This window comes from Peribacillus sp. B2I2 (assembly GCF_041261685.1).
GTDB lineage: Bacteria > Bacillota > Bacilli > Bacillales > DSM-1321 > Peribacillus.
This window is the reverse complement of the sequence record NZ_JBGCCB010000001.1, coordinates 5,035,197-5,052,269: the sequence shown is the minus strand read 5'-3', so window position 1 is coordinate 5,052,269 and position 17,073 is coordinate 5,035,197. Positions and strand designations below refer to the sequence as shown.

15 protein-coding genes and 1 pseudogene are annotated in these 17,073 nt (G+C 41.6%); 7 read left to right on the top strand and 9 right to left on the bottom strand.

The genetic code is table 11. The annotated features are described in order from the left end of the window. The first annotated feature begins 275 nt into the window (after positions 1 to 275). Positions 276 to 2,645, top strand: coding sequence for a penicillin acylase family protein (locus ABIE66_RS25200; RefSeq protein WP_370016693.1), 2,370 nt, complete (start codon positions 276 to 278; stop codon positions 2,643 to 2,645). A 54-nt stretch (positions 2,646 to 2,699) separates the two neighbouring features. Here the strand turns inward: ABIE66_RS25200 and ABIE66_RS25195 are convergent, their stop codons facing one another. Further along, positions 2,700 to 2,918: a hypothetical protein gene (locus ABIE66_RS25195; protein ID WP_289326796.1), complete on the bottom strand. Its 219-nt coding sequence runs from the start codon at positions 2,916 to 2,918 to the stop codon at positions 2,700 to 2,702. Next, positions 2,911 to 3,534 carry a sigma-70 family RNA polymerase sigma factor gene (locus ABIE66_RS25190; RefSeq protein WP_370016692.1) on the bottom strand — a complete coding sequence of 208 codons (624 nt, stop codon included), beginning with the start codon at positions 3,532 to 3,534 and terminating at the stop codon, positions 2,911 to 2,913. Before ABIE66_RS25190 ends, ABIE66_RS25195 begins: the two co-directional genes overlap by 8 nt. A gap of 159 nt (positions 3,535 to 3,693) precedes the next feature. Between ABIE66_RS25190 and ABIE66_RS25185 the strand changes: the two genes are divergently transcribed. From ABIE66_RS25185 to ABIE66_RS25175, 3 genes are all read left to right on the top strand, one after another. After that, on the top strand, positions 3,694 to 3,855 hold the full coding sequence (locus ABIE66_RS25185; protein ID WP_176526338.1) for a YvrJ family protein: 162 nt from the start codon (positions 3,694 to 3,696) through the stop codon (positions 3,853 to 3,855). Between the two features lie 390 nt (positions 3,856 to 4,245). Continuing rightward, positions 4,246 to 5,094 (top strand): GNAT family N-acetyltransferase, encoded by an 849-nt coding sequence (locus ABIE66_RS25180; protein ID WP_289326794.1) that lies wholly within the window; start codon positions 4,246 to 4,248, stop codon positions 5,092 to 5,094. A 16-nt stretch (positions 5,095 to 5,110) separates the two neighbouring features. After that, on the top strand, positions 5,111 to 5,569 hold the full coding sequence (locus ABIE66_RS25175) for a DinB family protein (protein WP_370016691.1): 459 nt from the start codon (positions 5,111 to 5,113) through the stop codon (positions 5,567 to 5,569). Positions 5,570 to 5,847: 278 nt separating this feature from the next. On the opposite strand, the gene ABIE66_RS25170 is transcribed toward ABIE66_RS25175, so the two are convergent. Further along, positions 5,848 to 6,333 carry a DUF2798 domain-containing protein gene (locus ABIE66_RS25170; RefSeq protein ID WP_483313980.1) on the bottom strand — a complete coding sequence of 162 codons (486 nt, stop codon included), beginning with the start codon at positions 6,331 to 6,333 and terminating at the stop codon, positions 5,848 to 5,850. Between the two features lie 636 nt (positions 6,334 to 6,969). Between ABIE66_RS25170 and ABIE66_RS25165 the strand changes: the two genes are divergently transcribed. Both ABIE66_RS25165 and ABIE66_RS25160 read left to right on the top strand, forming a co-directional pair. Beyond that, on the top strand, positions 6,970 to 10,788 hold the full coding sequence (locus tag ABIE66_RS25165; RefSeq protein WP_370016689.1) for a bifunctional 2',3'-cyclic-nucleotide 2'-phosphodiesterase/3'-nucleotidase: 3,819 nt from the start codon (positions 6,970 to 6,972) through the stop codon (positions 10,786 to 10,788). Between the two features lie 96 nt (positions 10,789 to 10,884). Then, positions 10,885 to 11,040 (top strand): hypothetical protein, encoded by a 156-nt coding sequence (locus ABIE66_RS25160; protein WP_370016688.1) that lies wholly within the window; start codon positions 10,885 to 10,887, stop codon positions 11,038 to 11,040. 61 nt (positions 11,041 to 11,101) lie between these two features. Here the strand turns inward: ABIE66_RS25160 and ABIE66_RS25155 are convergent, their stop codons facing one another. Then, positions 11,102 to 11,584: a TspO/MBR family protein gene (locus ABIE66_RS25155; protein ID WP_289326790.1), complete on the bottom strand. Its 483-nt coding sequence runs from the start codon at positions 11,582 to 11,584 to the stop codon at positions 11,102 to 11,104. Between the two features lie 120 nt (positions 11,585 to 11,704). On the opposite strand from ABIE66_RS25155, the gene ABIE66_RS25150 reads away from it, so the two are divergent. Further along, a complete protein-coding gene (locus tag ABIE66_RS25150; protein WP_370016687.1) occupies positions 11,705 to 12,568 on the top strand; it encodes a DUF4349 domain-containing protein in 864 nt (287 codons plus the stop codon). A gap of 52 nt (positions 12,569 to 12,620) precedes the next feature. Here ABIE66_RS25150 and ABIE66_RS25145 read toward each other — a convergent pair whose 3' ends face one another. The 5 genes and pseudogenes from ABIE66_RS25145 to ABIE66_RS25125 form a co-directional block, all read right to left on the bottom strand. Then, on the bottom strand, positions 12,621 to 13,988 hold the full coding sequence (locus ABIE66_RS25145; RefSeq protein WP_370016686.1) for an amino acid permease: 1,368 nt from the start codon (positions 13,986 to 13,988) through the stop codon (positions 12,621 to 12,623). A gap of 313 nt (positions 13,989 to 14,301) precedes the next feature. Continuing rightward, positions 14,302 to 14,982, bottom strand: a pseudogene (locus ABIE66_RS25140) (endonuclease I family protein); the annotation flags it as partial. A 101-nt stretch (positions 14,983 to 15,083) separates the two neighbouring features. Further along, positions 15,084 to 15,458: a DUF6359 domain-containing protein gene (locus tag ABIE66_RS25135; protein WP_370016685.1), complete on the bottom strand. Its 375-nt coding sequence runs from the start codon at positions 15,456 to 15,458 to the stop codon at positions 15,084 to 15,086. Between the two features lie 206 nt (positions 15,459 to 15,664). Continuing rightward, complete coding sequence (locus ABIE66_RS25130) at positions 15,665 to 16,012, bottom strand: phage holin family protein (protein WP_289314575.1); 348 nt, start codon at positions 16,010 to 16,012, stop codon at positions 15,665 to 15,667. Between the two features lie 152 nt (positions 16,013 to 16,164). Continuing rightward, positions 16,165 to 17,055, bottom strand: a complete 891-nt coding sequence (locus ABIE66_RS25125) for a TetR/AcrR family transcriptional regulator (RefSeq protein WP_289326786.1) — start codon at positions 17,053 to 17,055, stop codon at positions 16,165 to 16,167. Positions 17,056 to 17,073 lie beyond the last annotated feature (18 nt).

Here is a 17,073-nt window from a genome sequence, read left to right as displayed (position 1 = left end):
ACCTTGCCAGGTAATAATTCGCCCTTTTGCGAGATAATCGGTCCTTAGGCGGGATAATTCGACCTACGTGGTGTAATAATTCGACCTCGTGCGTAGTAATTCGACCTTCCTCGGAATAATCTGACCTTACGCGGTAGTAATTCGTCCTTGCCCCTTTCCAACCTTCTGGAAATAAAAAGAGAGAATGTCAGGAAGTTGGTAGGAAAGGTGGGTGGAAACGCGGAATATCTTAAATAGAAAGAAAGAGAGTTTTAAGGGGAGAGGGAGATGTGTCGATGGAAGTTGCCGTACCTCAGCAAAAGCCAAAATCGAAATGGAAAAGACGGGCGCTATGGAGTTTTGGAATCCTGATTTTACTTTTGCTGTCTGTCTTTATTGCTGCAAATGTATTTCTTTCAAGATCCTTGCCCGAAACAAAGGGGGAAATATCGCTTCCAGGCCTTTTGAAACCGGTTACGGTAGTGAGGGATTCCAGTGGGGTACCGCATATCAACGCAGCGAATGAACATGATTTGTATTTAGCCCAAGGGTATATCCAAGCACAGGACCGTTTATTTCAAATGGATTTAAGCAGGCGTCAGGCCTCAGGAAGATTGAGTGAAGTGATTGGTGAGAAAACCGTCAAAAATGATAAATATTTTCGTGCACTGGGGTTGAGAAGGGCGGCTGAAGCCTCTTATGCTGCATATACAAGTAACGGGAAAGAAGCCCTGGATGTGTTTGCTGAAGGGGTGAATCTTTATATCGATGAACTGAAGCAGAATGGGAAATGGCCGGCCGAGTTCACTTTACTTGGATACGAACCAGAGCCGTGGACACCAGTCGATTCGCTGACCATCGGTAAATATATGGCCTTTGATTTAGGCGGGAACTGGGAAGATCAGGCGTTTAGACAGTATTTACTGCAAACGTTCCCAAAGGAAAAAGCGTATGATTTATTTCCTGATTATCCAAAGGGCGCTCCATATATCATCAGTAAGGAAGAGCTGGATATTGAAAAAAGTTTTGCAGGGGCTGTTATTCCTTATGAATTCAACGGCAGCAATAACTGGGTCGTTTCAGGCAAGAAAACTGATTCCGGTCAGCCGTTATTGGCGGATGATCCCCATCTGGGGTTAGCTACACCGTCCGTTTGGTATCAAATGCATTTAGAGGCCCCGTCAGTCAATGTGAGCGGTGTTATTTTTGCCGGGATTCCGGGAATCATTCTCGGTCATAACGAAAAGGTCGCTTGGGGTGTGACCAATGCAGGTCCGGATGTTCAGGATCTGTATATTGAAAAGAGAAACCCGGAAAACGCGAAAGAATTCGCCTTCAAAGGTAAATGGGAAAAAGCACAAATATTGGACGAACCGATCAGGGTGAAGGATGGTAAGACACTTGACTATAAGGTGACTGTTACCCGCCATGGACCGGTTGTTTCCGAGTTTGCCGGGAAAAGCGGAAAAGATACCGTCCTTGCATTAAGGTGGACGGCACTTGATCCTTCTGCCGAGCTTGAAGCGGTGCTGAATATGAATAAAGCCGGAAACTGGAAAGAATTCGAAAAGGCCCTCTTGAAGTTCGAAACCCCGGCACAGAATTTCGTCTTTGCCTCAGTCGATGGGACCATTGCCTATAAGGCTAATGGGAGAATCCCAATCCGGAAAAAAGGCGATAGTATGCTGCCAGTACCTGGCTGGACGGATGAATTTGAGTGGAAAGGCTACATTCCGTTTGATGAACTTCCAAAAACGGTCAATCCGGAAGAGGGATTCATTTCGACAGCGAATAATAAAGTCATCTCGGATGACTATCCTTACCACATCAGCAATAACTGGGCACAGCCCTACCGTCAGATGAGGATACAGGAGTTTTTAAAAGCCAATAAAAAGCTTACGACCGAGGATATGCAAAGCCTGCAAATGGATCAGCTGAATCTGCAAGCTAGAGAGTTTGTCCCTCAATTTCTAGAGGTATTGAAAGGTCCTTCGGGAAAACAGGAAGAACAGGCACTCAGGATTCTTAAGAAATGGAATCAAATTGATTCCGTTGATGAAGCAGCGCCACTGATTTTTAATGTCTGGATGAAAAAAATAGGGGAAGTTCTGCTTACGGAAGAAATACCGGAGGAAACCCTCAACCTCTTTAATGGAAGGCGTTCAGCCATTGATGAACTCCTGCGGCGGGCACTGGACGGTAAGCCGGGTCCTTGGATTGAAGAGGCAGGCGGACTGGAGCAGGTACTCGCCAAGTCGTTACAGGAGACGTTAAAGGAGCTGGAAGAATCACAAGGTGACGATATAGCTGATTGGGAATGGGGTGACTATCATCAGGTAAGGTTTAACCACCCGCTATCAAGTGTCGCCCCGTTAAATTATTTATTTAACAGCGGCGGCGGAATGCCGGTCGGCGGCAGCAGTGTAACTGTACAGGCAGCGGCATTTTTAGATGACGGAACTGTTAATCATGGTGGCTCCTGGAGGTTTGTCATCGACCTATCCGACATGAACCAGGGGTATCACCTCGTTGGTCCGGGGCAATCAGGTAACGTTAAAAGTGAGTGGTACCACGATCAGCTTGATGATTGGGCAGAAGGTACTTATCACAAAACGGCATTAGACGATCCAAAAGGTGATAGGCTGACATTGAATCCATCATACTGATATTCAGAAAAAAAGTACCAAGTCCAGCATGCATGCTCTGGACTTGGTAATTTTTCATTGTTTTTGCTTAGTCAGGAATTCTGCAAGGAATTCCTCGAAATTAGGTGCCTCGATTGCTGCAATTTTTTCATATGACTCAATGATCTTGAGTTTAATCTCTTGTTCCAGATCATTCCGGTCTTGATAGTTTGTGTTTTTTAACGATTTTTTTATTTTAGGATTCAAAGAATCGATAAGATTCACCAATTCTTCTTTTGAGAGTTTTTTATCCACAATGGCTTTTCTCCTTTCTATTATATACCTCATCCATATAGTGCTTTCGAAGTTTTTTTAGAGCTTGTTTACGGATGCTTGAGATATTCTGTGGCGACTCATGGAAATAGGCAGCAATTTCCTTGTTGGATAGGCCGTAGGAAAAAATCATGGTCAGCACCAGGTTTTGTTTGGATGTTAACGTCTTCAAGGCTTTTATCATCTCTTCATCACTTATGTGTGAAGTTAGATCATTCGTTTCTCCCATCTTTTCAAGTTGAACGTCCAAAGTGCCGATTCGATCGATCATTCCGCCAGTATCCCTTGGTGTCGCATCAAGTACCATTCGATAGCGTTCCCGCTGCTTCCGTGCCCTTTTATCAAAGTCAACGGAGAAAAAGTAAATTAAGGAGCACATGTATTTGTATACCTTAGCCCGGTAATAGAAAATTTTGAAAGTCTCGTTGAGTTGGCAAATGTTGTGTGAAGAAGGGGAATCAAGAGTTTCGGTAAAAATCTTTAAATGCTCTGGGTTCTGTAAAAATACTTGAATGATCGGTTGTTCAAAGAAAGATGAGTACTGTTGTTGCAGAAATTCCAATGAATGAGAAAAAAAATGAGAAGTTAATTGGTTCATCACTATCCCTCCTTTAATTAATAAAGTGATGGACAAGGGGAATAAATCAATTATATACGAACATTCGTTCTTTTATCCATAAATCAATAGTGCTAGATTGTTTTTTTAAAACAAGTTTCACTTTAGATATCAGATACAAGAAAAGGGGTGAAGAGGATGATGATTGAGGATGCTACTATGTGGGTGTCATTAGTTAGCGAATTTGGCTATCCATTCGTCGTTTCTATGTTTTTGCTCTTCCGCTTCGGTAAACAATTAAAAGAACTGACAACGGACGTAGAGAACTTAAAAAAGTCCGCTCACAAAACGAAAAAACGATAACCTCAGGACGTAATGTGCTAGGTAGTAAAAACCGAATTTCGGGTTCTGTTCAATAAAGGGTCCGGAATTCGGGTATAAAGAAACCGGTACATTGGACCATTATATTCCTCCTTTAAAGTCAAATAAAAAAATAATAAACCATTATTTGGAATATAGCACAAAATGGGTAAAAAATAATCCTCAATTGGAATCATTTTACTGCTATAATTCATCCGTCAATGGAATTAGATAGGAAATCCTCCCCTCATACGATTTTAGTTTTATGGATTAAAGTGAAAATACTTTTAAAAAAACAACATTCATATATAAACTTATGTAAATAAGCGGCATCCAAGTAAAAGGATGCTGCTTTTCTTATTTTTTGGTAATAAACTGATAGTATGGAAAGGGGTGACAATTTTGAATGAAATACAGCTAGAAGATATTCGGATTCTACAGCATGAATGTGAACGGGAGGATTTTACATTAAAGCTGAACTGGGAAACACTTCGCAGTCGAAATGGTGTGAACAAGAATGACTTTCTTCACTACGATGGAGTAAAACTTGTTGGTTTTCTTGGTCTTTACGATTTTGGAAACAAAGTGGAGATGTGTGGGATGGTACACCCTGATTTTCGGAGGCAAGGCATTTTTACAAAGCTGATGGACGAAGCTATAAGGAGTGCCGTGGAGCGCAACTATAAGTTGATCATCTTGAACGCACCTTCCCAATCCCATTCAGGGACAGGATTCTTGAAACAGCTCCCATGTGAGTTTTCTTTTTCTGAGTTTCAAATGAAATGGTCTCAAACGGAACTGGATGATTATGAGGATGCAGTCGTTCGCCCTTCACGGAGAGATGATGAGGAAACGGAAATTCAGCTGGATATTCAGTGTTTCCAATTTACGAAACAAGAGGCGAAGGATTATTATCAGCGCATCCTATATGAGGATACTCTGAAAACCATGATGATTGAAAAGGATGGCCGCGCGGTCGGTAAGATTCGTGTTGATCACTCAGACCGGGAAGCGTGGATTTATGGATTTTCCATTTTGCCGGAATACCAGGGAAACGGACTTGGCAGAAAGGCGTTGAAAAAGGTTGTAGCCGAACAATGCCAGCTGGGATATGATATTTTTCTCGAGGTCGAGGCGACTAATGAGCATGCTTTAAGACTCTATGAATCTTGTGGATTCAAAACCATTCAAAGACAGGATTATTATCTATATAAAGGGAAGCGGTGCTTTAACGTCAAATAGTGTTGGGGGAAAAGGGATGTTGACATTATTCACTTATAACTGGCAGGTGCGAAATGAGTGGTTCAAGTGGTGCAGATCCGTACCGAGTGAGGAACTGAAACGACAGCGTACTGGCGGGATGGGCAAAATTTTAAGGACACTCGCCCATATAATCGATGTCGAATGCAGCTGGATCAGGGCCATACAAGGGAAGCCGGATGTCGGGATTGATTTAGACGCTTATAATACGATCGAGAAAGTGGAGGAATTATCCGGGCGTTATCATTCAGAGGTCGTGGACTATTTGAACTCGCATTCTATTGATGGGGAGAATGAAATGATTCAGCCATCCTGGATGGAGGGGACATACCAAAAAGGCAGGATACTGCGCCATCTGATAGCGCATGAAATTCATCATATAGGCCAGTTGTCCATCTGGTCGAGGGAGATGGGAATCGAACCGGTTTCCGCCAGTTTAATAAATCGGGATTTATAGGTTTTCATGTTTTAATAACTGGTTACCAGTTATTTTTGAAAGGAGTTCTTCAAGTTTTTTCAAAAAAGGGGATTATGGAGGGAGGACAATCCGGGAATCCATGTTGGGTATAATGGTCGTTTCAACGGCACGCCTTGGTCCGGAAGGGACAGGTTAATTCCTAATATAAGAAATTACTCGTCTTAACACAGTAGAGTTATAACATATTAAATAAAAAGGATTAGTGTATTAGCTTAATCCTTTTTATTTATTTGTCATATACATTAATATTTACGCACTCAAATTTTTGTTAATTTTGGCTTATGTGTCGCTGGTTTAATGTATTTAGTTAATAACCGGCGTGAGATTGGTCCAACAATCAGTAACTGTGATGGTAGCGCCACGATAAAGTTTAGACCAACTGTTTTAAGGTAAGCTGTGACAATTGAACCCTCGATTCCTATCATTAACCTCGTTAAAATAACCCCATATACTGACATAATAAGGACCATTATAGGGACCATACAAAAGGCAATTGCAATAATAAAGTTGGTTTCTTTCGATTTATCATAAGGCAGTGATAATGCAAGTTTACGCGCCTTCGGTTCAACTATTGACTCTGCAATAAAAGCGACGATAAATGTTACCACAAATTGAATCACTGCAGCCCCTATTGTAAACGATGAAACCCCGTGTAAAGCTGTGTTGTAAACTGACATAATAAGAACCATTCCAAAACACATAAAAAGTCCAAAGATTATGCCTTCCTTTTTATTACTAGGCAAATAAAAACATCCTTTCTTTTAAGCATAAATGTAATTATATATGCCGAAAAATTTTTACATAAGTGACATTTTTATGACTTTTATTTTAAGTTATTTTAATTACATTGTTGTTTTGATGAAACCTTGTTTATAGAGGCTTTGCAAAAAAAACGAATTAGAAAATTGATAGATATAGAAAAGCATAAAGAATAATAACGAATTTAATTTGTTTCAATGAGTTTGATGATTCATTAGATTCCCGGTACGCATTTCATTATCGATCGGGAGTATGCTGGGGTGATTGCCTTGGTCCTATTATTATCAAGCGGATTAACTGCAGCGGCGCTTCCGGTTTCACTGAAGTAGAGAGCGTCGAAGAAAGAAGGAACGATCTTGAAATCCATACGATGTAAGCAGGCTGGCTCATGTGCATGGGTCAGCCTTTTATTAAAAAGCACCTTTCTCCCTAAGGATTCCCTCGGATTCGGTGACGATTATATATATTTGAAGGAAAAACGATCCATGTTCAGTGAATGGAAATGGATAAATAGTACCAATTATTCAAAATTCTTAATATTAAGGTAAATTGTGACGCGACTTCGACAAAATCATGTTATATTATTCTAGCATTTTACAAAAATAGAAGGGTTGTGAAGTATGTCGTTCAAGATGCATGTTAAAAAGATGCTTGCCCCGATTCTTGCTGTAAGTTTGATTACAGCCCCATTTACCGTCCCGGGGGAGACATCCGCCAAAGGGTCTAATAAGAAACCGGTCGCGACTAAACCGTTCATCATTACAGCTCCTGCCGTTAATTACACAAATGGCACCAAGGCGACTGTAACGGTCACACCGAAAAAAGGGAACAAAGGAAATGAAACAGTTGTCTTCCAGTTAATGAATGGGACGAAGGTCATTTCACAGTCAGCCGTTGAGGCGGATATTAAATCGGCCCAAAAGTTCTCTGCATACTTCAATACGTATAAAGCGGGTTATTGGGTCAAGGTATCGGTTGTCTCCAAGTATAACGGCAATACGAGTAACTTCGGCAACAGCCTGGCAACCTCCGTTTCTGATGCACCATTTGAACTAAGGATCATGGAGACGACAGATATACACACTAATCTAGTGAGCTATGATTATTATAAGGATGCCGTATCGGACTCCGTCGGCTTTTCCCGCACGGCATCTTTAATCAAACAGGCACGAAAAGAAGTGAAAAATAGTGTTTTAGTGGATAACGGCGACCTTATTCAAGGGACCCCCCTGGGTACGTACAAAGCGAAAATAGCGCCACTGAGAAAAGGTGAAGTCCATCCTGTCTATAAAGCGATGAACTTGCTTGACTATGATGTCGCTACATTCGGCAATCACGAATTCAATTATGGTTTATCTTATTTGGACGAGGCCATCAACGATGCGGACTTCCCTTATGTGAATGCCAATGTTTATAAAAAGGATAAAGACAATAATCCAAAGAATGACAAAAATAAATATACCCCTTATAAGATCGTCACGAAAAAAGTAAAGGATATCAATGGAAACGAAAAATCAGTAAAAATAGGCTACATTGGGTTTGCCCCTCCGCAAATCATGGATTGGGATAAAGCGAATCTTGACGGTAAGGTCGTTACAAAAGAAATCGTCACGACTGCAAATAAATATGTGCCTGAAATGAAGAAAAAGGGTGCGGATGTCATCGTGGCGCTCACTCATTCCGGGTTTAATGGCGACACCAAGAATACCGAGGATGTCATCTATTCATTAAGCAAGGTATCCGGCATCGATGCCATCACGTTCTCCCACACACATAAAGTCTTTCCGGCACAAGATGAGGCGTCTTTAGACAGCCTATTTAAAGATAGCCAAGGAAAAATCCTTAAAGGCGTGGATAATAAAAAGGGCACCATCAATGGTGTACCAGCTGTTCAAGCAGGATATGGCGGCAGTAATCTGGGGATCATCGATCTTGATATCCAGAATATCAAAGGGAAATGGAAGGTCGTTCATTCCGATTCATCAACTCGGGCAATCAACGACAAAGTAACAGGAAAAAAAGCAGCTGAAGATGCATCTGTCGTCAAAGCCGTTAAAAAGGATCACGAAGGAACGATCAAGTATGTCAACACGCCAATTGGAACGACGACAGCTCCAATCCATAGTTACTTCGCCCTTGTGCAAGATGATCCTTCTGTACAGGTCGTGACAAGCGCGCAGAAATGGTATGTGGAAAAATATATCCAAAGCAACCGCCCTGAATACAAAGACTTGCCTATTCTCTCTGTAGGAGCCCCTTTCAAAGCGGGGCGCAATGGAGTCGAGGAATTCACCGAAATCAAAGAAGGCGGACTGACCATTCGCAGCGCCGGCGATTTATATTTATACGATAATACCTTGAAGGCAATCAAGATCAAAGGGTCCGTGGTTAAAGAATGGCTTGAGATGTCTGCCGGGAAATATAATAAAATTGATCCTGCCAAGTCTGAGGAACAGGAATTGCTTAATGGAAAGTTTGCCGTCTATAATTTTGATGTGATTGACGGCGTTACGTATCAAATCGATGTCACCAAGGCTCCGCGCTATGATGAAAAAGGGATAAAAGTGTCGGATTCAAGCAGGATTGCAGATTTGAAATATAATGGAAAACCAGTGGACCCGAATCAAGACTTCATCGTCGTGACGAATAATTACCGTGCTTCGGGCGGAGGAAATTTCCCGGGAGTGAAAGGCAGCGAATACGTAGTTGACTCTGCGGATGAAAATCGCCAAATCTTGATGGATTACATTACACAAGAGGGTGAGATCAATCCAACTGCTGATAATAACTGGTCAATTGCCCCGATTTCAGGCAAGGTGAACGTTACTTTCACCTCATCACCAAAGGGTGCGGAATATTTAAATGAAGACAGTCCAATTTTCTATACAGGTAAAACCGATGATAAAGGCTTTGGCATTTACAAATTCAATCTTGGGAAAGAAAACGTTAAGGTGCAATTGCTTGGAATCAATGATCTTCACGGCCAGCTGGATACCACTTCTGATTTTGGCGGTATCAAACAAGGGCGTGCTGATTATTTAGCTGCGCACATGAAGCAGCGTAAAGCTGAAAACCCTGAAAATACACTTTTACTATCAGCAGGGGATGCTGTTGGGGCAAGTGCTCCCGTTTCCTCTTTGATCCAGGACAAACCGACGCTACAGTTTTTGAATAATATGAAATTCGATGTCGGAACTGTCGGGAACCATGAGTTCGACAAAGGGGTAGAAACCCTTATGGCTCAAATCAATGGCGGAAAGTCGCCCACATCTGATGTGGTATTCGATAAATTGAACTTTCCGTATGTGGTTGCCAATGTCGTATATAAAGACACGAAAAAACCCATTTTGGACCCTTACGTCATAAAAAAGGTAGGCGGGGTTGATATCGGGTTCATAGGTGTAGTAACGAATGCCACACCTCAAAAAGTAAGTCCGGATGGCATTAAGAATGTGGAATTCATAGAACAGGCACCTGCGGTAAATAAGGCGGTTGATGAGTTGAAGGAAAAGGGCGTCAAATCCATTGTGATCATCTCGCATGACCCAGGCACTGAAAAGGAAGGGGTCATCACAGGCGAAGTGGCTGATCTTGCCAAAGCCGTGGATGATGAAGTCGATGTGATCTTAGCAGGAGATAATCATGCAAGGGTCAACAACTATGTGGATAATAAATTGATTGTACAAGCTTACTCTTATGGAACGGCTTTTGAAGATGTTGATTTGGAAATCGATCCAAACACAAAGGATATTGTCAAAAAGTCAGCTGAAATTGTCACGGTTACACAAGATGGCATCACACCCGATGCCGGGACGACGAAATTCATTAACGACTATTTAGACATGTTCCCCGAGTTGAAAGCCCCACTTGGGACAACGGATGAGAAAATTTTAAGAACCAATGCCTATACACAGGAAACTGCACTCGGTAATTTAATTGCCGATTCGATGAAAGCAGATTTGAATTCCGATTTTGCCTTCATGAATCCAGGTGGAATTCGTGCAGATATTCCAAAGGGGGAAGTCACTTTTTCCGATTTAGCGAAAATCCAGCCGTTCGGAAACGTATTGGTTAAGCTCGAACTGACTGGAGCCGAAGTGAAAACGCTGCTTCAACAGCAATGGATCGTTGAAGGGTCTCCGAAAACTTTGCAAATTTCTGGACTGAGCTACACAGCCGACTTCAGTAAACCTGTCACCGAACGTGTCACTTTATTGAAGAAAGCGGACGGGACACCGATCAAGGATACCGAAACATACACGGTCGCCGTCAATGATTTCATGGCAAGCGGTGGTGATAACTATACCGTCCTGAAAGGAAAAGAGCGTGTATTTGGGCATGCTGATCTGGAAGCTTTCGTTAACTATGTGAAAGAAACCTTCAAAGGCGGAAAGATCACGGCAGAAATTGAAGGCAGAATTACGAATATCAATAATTAATTGAGGCTTACTCGTGAAAATTGAGCATTTACTCGTGAGTTAAGAGGGTTTACTCGTGAAAATTGAGCATTTACTCGTGAGTTAAGAGGTTTACTCGTGAAAATTGAGCATTTACTCGTGAGTTTAGAGGGTTTACTCGTGAAAATTGAGCATTTACTCGTGAGTTTAGAGGGTTTACTCGTGAAAATTGAGCATTTACTCGTGAGTAAAGCGGATTTACTCGTGAAAATTGGACATTTACTCGTGAGTTAATTGAATTTACTCGTGAACCTAAAAGAGAGCGCTCCTAATACAAGGGGCGCTCCTTTTTTGATCAATTGTTTCTGAAGATGGAAAAGTTTAATCCCAATGCAAAGGTGACCCATGCGATATAGGGAATCATCGCTAAACCTGATGTACGGTCTATTTTATAAAACTCGAATGCCGTTAATGTAATCAAGGTCAGCAGTGCAGCCATTTCAATAAATGCTGTTCCGCGCAAACCCCATTTGAAGAATAAAAAAGACCATAAGAAATTCAACCCTAGTTGAGTATCGTAGAGGAGTTCAGCTGACTTCGATTTTTTTTCTTTGGATGCAATGCGATATTTCGCTATTCCCATAATCGTATAAAGGCCGGTCCAAGCAACGGGGAAGGTCCAGGAGGGAGGAGCAAAAGCAGGTTTCTTGAGTTTGTCATAAATTTCTTTTGAATTCCTTGTGGCGAATATCCCTACAAGTGAACCTCCGACCACAGGTACCAAAACACTTTTAGCTAATTTTCCGTAGTTCATCATGCAATCATCTTCTTTCTTCATTGTTTGGATGTTCTTAATACCTTTACCTTTTCATCTGAAAATAAGACATGCCCTTTAATCAAGAAGTGTAACTTTCTTCCAAATTTTACGTCGGTACTATTAAGAAAAGGGGGAATACCGATGAACCGTAAAAAAATGATGCTTTTGTTCAGTTTGTTCCTTTTACTTGCTGCATGCAGCAGTAATGAAAAAGATGATTCAGCATCGGAATCACAGGATGAAAAGGCGAGCAGTAAAATGGACGCTTCCTTTTCTGGGAATAAGGAGCCGGAAGAAGTCGTGGAAAAAGAAGGGGTGACGGATGAAAGAAAGGTCATTCATCAAGCCCAGCTAGAGTTGAAAGTGAAGAACCTTGAAAAGGCACAAATGAAGATTGAGAATAAGGTGGATGAATATGGCGGATATGTTGTCGAGTCCAATGTATACAGGGAAGATGAAGAATTGGTGGAAGGAACCATCACTGTTCGGATCCCCGAGGCCCGTTTTCAGGATTTTCTAGCCGATAGCGAGGGCGAGGCTTCAGAAGTGGTCGGAAGGAATGTTACAGGACAGGATGTGACGGAGCAATATGTAGATTTAAAAGCAAGGTTGAAGTCAAAGAGGGCTGTGGAGGAAAGGTTACTTACATTCATGCAGGACGCTAAGAAGACGGAAGATCTGTTGAAAATATCATCTGATCTTGCCGTGGTTCAAGAAGAAATAGAGCAGCTGACCGGGCAAATGAAGTTTCTTGAAAACCAGACTTCATATTCAACGGTTACAATCACGTTCATACAGGACCGGATTGTTGTACCGGGTCTTGATAATAAGGAATTGAATACATGGGAGAGAACGAAGAAACAACTTGCAACGAGTGCGAATCTATTACTTAAAGCGGGTTCAGGAATCATTGTTTTCATAATAGGAAACTTGCCTATCCTCATTATTTTAGGCGGAGCTGTAGCGGTGGTCCATTGGGCGCTGAAAAGAAGGGGTAAAAGGTAAAGGAAGAAAAAAAGAGGGTGCCCAAACAAATTCGTTTGGCACCCTCTGGCATTTATCTTTTTCGTTTATGCAAACCGGTCACATAATACAGGACCACTAACAGTAAGATCCAGATCGGACCAACGATTAGAGCGATTCTAGTATCTGCTGAAAAGCCGAGTACAACCATTACGAATACTAAAAAGGCTAGAGTGAAATAAGAAGTGAATGGGAAAAGAGGCATTTTGTAACCTAAGCCTTGTTTTTCCGCCGGACTCATTTTCCGTCTAGACATAATCTGTGTGACAAGTATGGTTCCCCATGTCCAGAGTGCACCGAATGTGGCGACACTTGTCACGTAACTGAAAACTTTATCGGCTTCCATGTAGTTAAGGTAAACACCGAAAAGAAGCACGACAGCCGAAACGATAATGGCAACGCCAGGAACGCCCGACTTTGTTGTACGTTCGAAACTTTTTGGTGATTCACCTTGCTGCGCTAGGTTGAATAACATTCTTCCCGTACTGAAGATCCCGCTGTTACAAGATGATAGGGCCGCTGTCAATACGACAAACTGAATGATTCCTGCTGCGCCTGGTATACCGATTTTATCAAACATCATAACGAATGGGCTGTTTTCTCCATTCATTTGATCCCATGGAGTGATCGATAGAATGACTGTCAGAGCTAAAACGTAAAAAAGTAAGATCCGATAAAAGACGGTATCGATGGCTCTTTTTAGAGATTTTTCAGGATTTTTGACTTCACCTGCGGTTACACCGAGCATTTCAATTCCCAAATAGGCGAACATGACCATTTGGAAAGAGAGGATGACACCGGAAATCCCATTAGGGAAAAATCCGCCATGTTCAATAAGGTTGCCGAATCCAACCGCGATTCCGCCGTTCCCCAGTCCAAAGATGATCATCCCGAAGCCAAGAACGATCATTAGGATGATCGTAACGATTTTAACTAGTGCGAACCAAAACTCCAATTCACCGTAAGCTTTTACTGCAAGAAAGTTAATCGTTGTCATGATGGCAAGTGCGGCTAACGCCCAAGCCCATTGTGGAGTTCCCGGGAACCAGAATTGCATATAGATTCCGACTGCCGTAATTTCGGCCATACAGGTGGCAATCCAAACGAACCAGTAATTCCAACCGGTTATATATCCGGCAAGAGGGCCGACAAATTCGCTTGCATAGCGACTGAATGAGCCTGCGACAGGATTTTTTATCGCCATTTCCCCTAGTGCCCGCATGATAAGGTAGATCATAAGCCCGCCAATTGCATAAGAAATAATGATAGCTGGGCCAGCTAGTTTAATCGCAGATGCCGAGCCGAGAAATAAACCGACTCCAATGGCTGCGCCAAGAGACATTAATGCGATATGTCTTTCTTCCAAACCTCTATGCAGTTGAGATTCTTTGGAGTTTTGCATAATTTTCCCCTTTTCTTTGTTGGAGTGAAGTTTTCTCTATCTAGCATTTTATCACTAGTAGAGCTGAATACATATTATTTATTGATTTTTCACATAATATTACAACTAAATAATATATTTTAATAGGGAGATTGTAAAGCAAAAAATGAAAACGCTTACCATGAAGGGGATCTTACCTGTTTTCATTATATAATAATCTTATATAACTAAATGGAATGCTATTTAAACAAAATATAATTATGTGATTTTTCCAAAAATTTAGACTATTTATGATGAAAAGCTGTCCCAATGTAAAGGAACAGCTTTTTGTTTATCATTGCCAGATGGCGGAGGCCCATTCTGGATGATCTATGAAAGGGTTGCGATTATGTTGATATTCATTATAAATGACCTCATTTCGGTTACGCTCGAAGGCATCTACAGGGTCCTGTTCATTCCATTCCAGTAAGACAGCCAATTTACCATGATACGGGGCTGTACCATTGTTCACTTGATTATTTAGCTCTAAATTGACTTCCCCTGAATCGCCCTCGTAACGAACCGCCATATAAAACAGCATTCGGGCGACATCCCCTTTGACACTATCGCGAGGTTCCCAAGAATCCGAGTCATAGTAATTTCCTTTCGCTTCGGTGTGTTCAGAACCTCCATTATCGAAGTCCAGGTTGTTTCTTGTACTATTGACGGACGCATCAGTCGGCCGAAGGTGATGTAGATCGGTGCCAGGTCCTAAAGTGGTGCCAAAATCGCCATGTGATTTTGCCCAGACATGTTCACGGTTCCAATCATTGACACCAGATCCGTTTATTGTTTTTCCTTGAGAACGCCCTGTATAAAGAAGAATGACATTATTGGCGTTATTCGGGTCCTCATCGGTTTTCCGTAAAGCGTCCCAGACATTTGTATACGATATTTCCGTATGGTCATCGATGATTTCATGGAGGGAACTCTTTAAAGAAGCCCCTGATTTTCCGCTGGCTGATTCATAGTATGAGCCGACCCCGGGTGTCTCCGGTTCTGGTGAATCATTCCCTGAAACCATGGCAGAAACATCTTTTAAGCCTGGATGGGTGAAATATGCACTCAGTGCTCCGGTTACGGTGACTTTTTTTCCTTTAAGGAAGGATTCGATTTCAACCCAAATTCAGGTCGAAAGGAAGATGGGATCTGAACATATACCATATTGGCAATGTTTGTTTCCGTGGAACTGTCTGCTAAGGCTATGGCATAATCATTTGGATAGCTGTTCGTGACTACGGTGTTAGCAGAGGTGGGCTGTCCCACTACATAGCCACTGACTGTTTTAATCGTGCTGTCTTGATTTGCAATGGCTTGGGAAACGGAGAAAGGAGATGACAAGCTGCCATCGCCAGCCGCGGCTAGTGAAGGGGTGCCGAAAAGTGCGGGAATAAAGAATGCAAGCACGAGTAAAATGGACAGGATAAGTCTTGGTTCATGTTTTGTGAACATGTCATTCCTCCATAAATCGATTCATAGCCACTTCCAAAAAAGTCGGCATGTATATGTAAAGTTATGGATAAATGGTGCCTTCTCCTTCTGGATTGTCAAAAATGAGAGAATACAGCTAGTGAGGGTTAGCGAAATTTAGGGAAATAGCCCGGGAAATATCGAAGGCCGTTATGGAAATGACATGGATACGAAAAACCGTCAGCATCCTACTGACGGTTTTTTTTACTCTTTTTTATAAGAAGGCTTTGAATGAAACTCAATAGAAATGATCCGATTAAAGCTCCCCAAAAAGAATCTATTACAAAGCCACTCACTACATAGGAGGTGATTTGAAATGTGAAGGCATTGATAATGAAAGAAAACAACCCGAACGTCAGGATGGTGATCGGCAATGTGATAAGTTGCAGAATGGGTCTAACCAGCAAGTTCATGATTGATAATATAAAAACCGCCAGCAGGGCTGTACCGTAAGATTTGATCGTGATGGAGTCGAGAAGCCAGTCAATAACGAGCAATACCAGCCCGTTGATAAGAAAGCGCATTATTATGTTCATGAAAAACTCCTCCTGAAGTCACTTTACTACAAGTCATTATACTAAAATTTCATGAATTTCAGTTATATGTTTGCAGAATTGTCACAAAAAAGAGGGATGCGGATATGTACTCCCCCCGGAAAAGAAAAGGACCCTTTTAGGGTCTTATTCCATTAGTTGATGGCAATGATCTTTTCGAATTCACTTAACTCCAATGTGTTTTTCAGCTTTGGATTGGTGTTTAAGGAAAGCAGGGCACTTTCGATGAGAAAGGTTCGCGGATCACTGTTTTGTAAAAATTCCTCTTGGATAAAGTGAATTAATTTTAAGTTTTTCACCCGTTCAGCTTCATCATCTTGACATAGCTTCAAGATCATCTTTTTTAGGTCGTTTGCAGAGTGCAGTAGTGCTGTATGAAAATCCTGCTGTGTATTGAAGCACTCCGGCAGCCATTGCTTGATTTGATCGGGTTCTAAAAGCTGTACGCCAGACTGGCTAACATCTTCGAAAATGGTTTTGATCCGGTCCACACAATAACGGATAACTTCAGTAGGGTTGAAATCGGGCTCTTTAGCCAAGGCATTAAAATGAATCGTTTGATGCATCATCCCCGAGTAAAGAATGGCACAGTCCAAAATATAGGGTTTTTTCTCAGCGCCGAAAATATCCAGAAACCGTTTTGATAGCCAATGTATATGCTGGAATTTAGCATGGGTTATGAAGTTCTTAAGTTCGGTATCATTCGAAATCATTACTTCTTCATATAAGGAAAAGAGTTTATTACTTTTATTGGAGTGCATTTGCAATTCGGATTGTTTGATGAATATTTCAATATCTCCAAGGTTTTGCCCAATCAGCAATTCATTCCGCTCTTTTTCTAATTTTTCTAGGGTAGTCAGGAAGACTGCCTTAAGCAATTCGCTTTTAGAAGAAAAATAGTTATAAAATGTTCCTTTTGAAATGCCGCTATAATCCAAAATGTCCTGAATGGATGTTGCTTGATAACCCTTTTCGATAAATAATTGGTGTGCATATTTAACTACCTGTTGTTTCCGCTCATTCATTTATATCACCCTTACTCT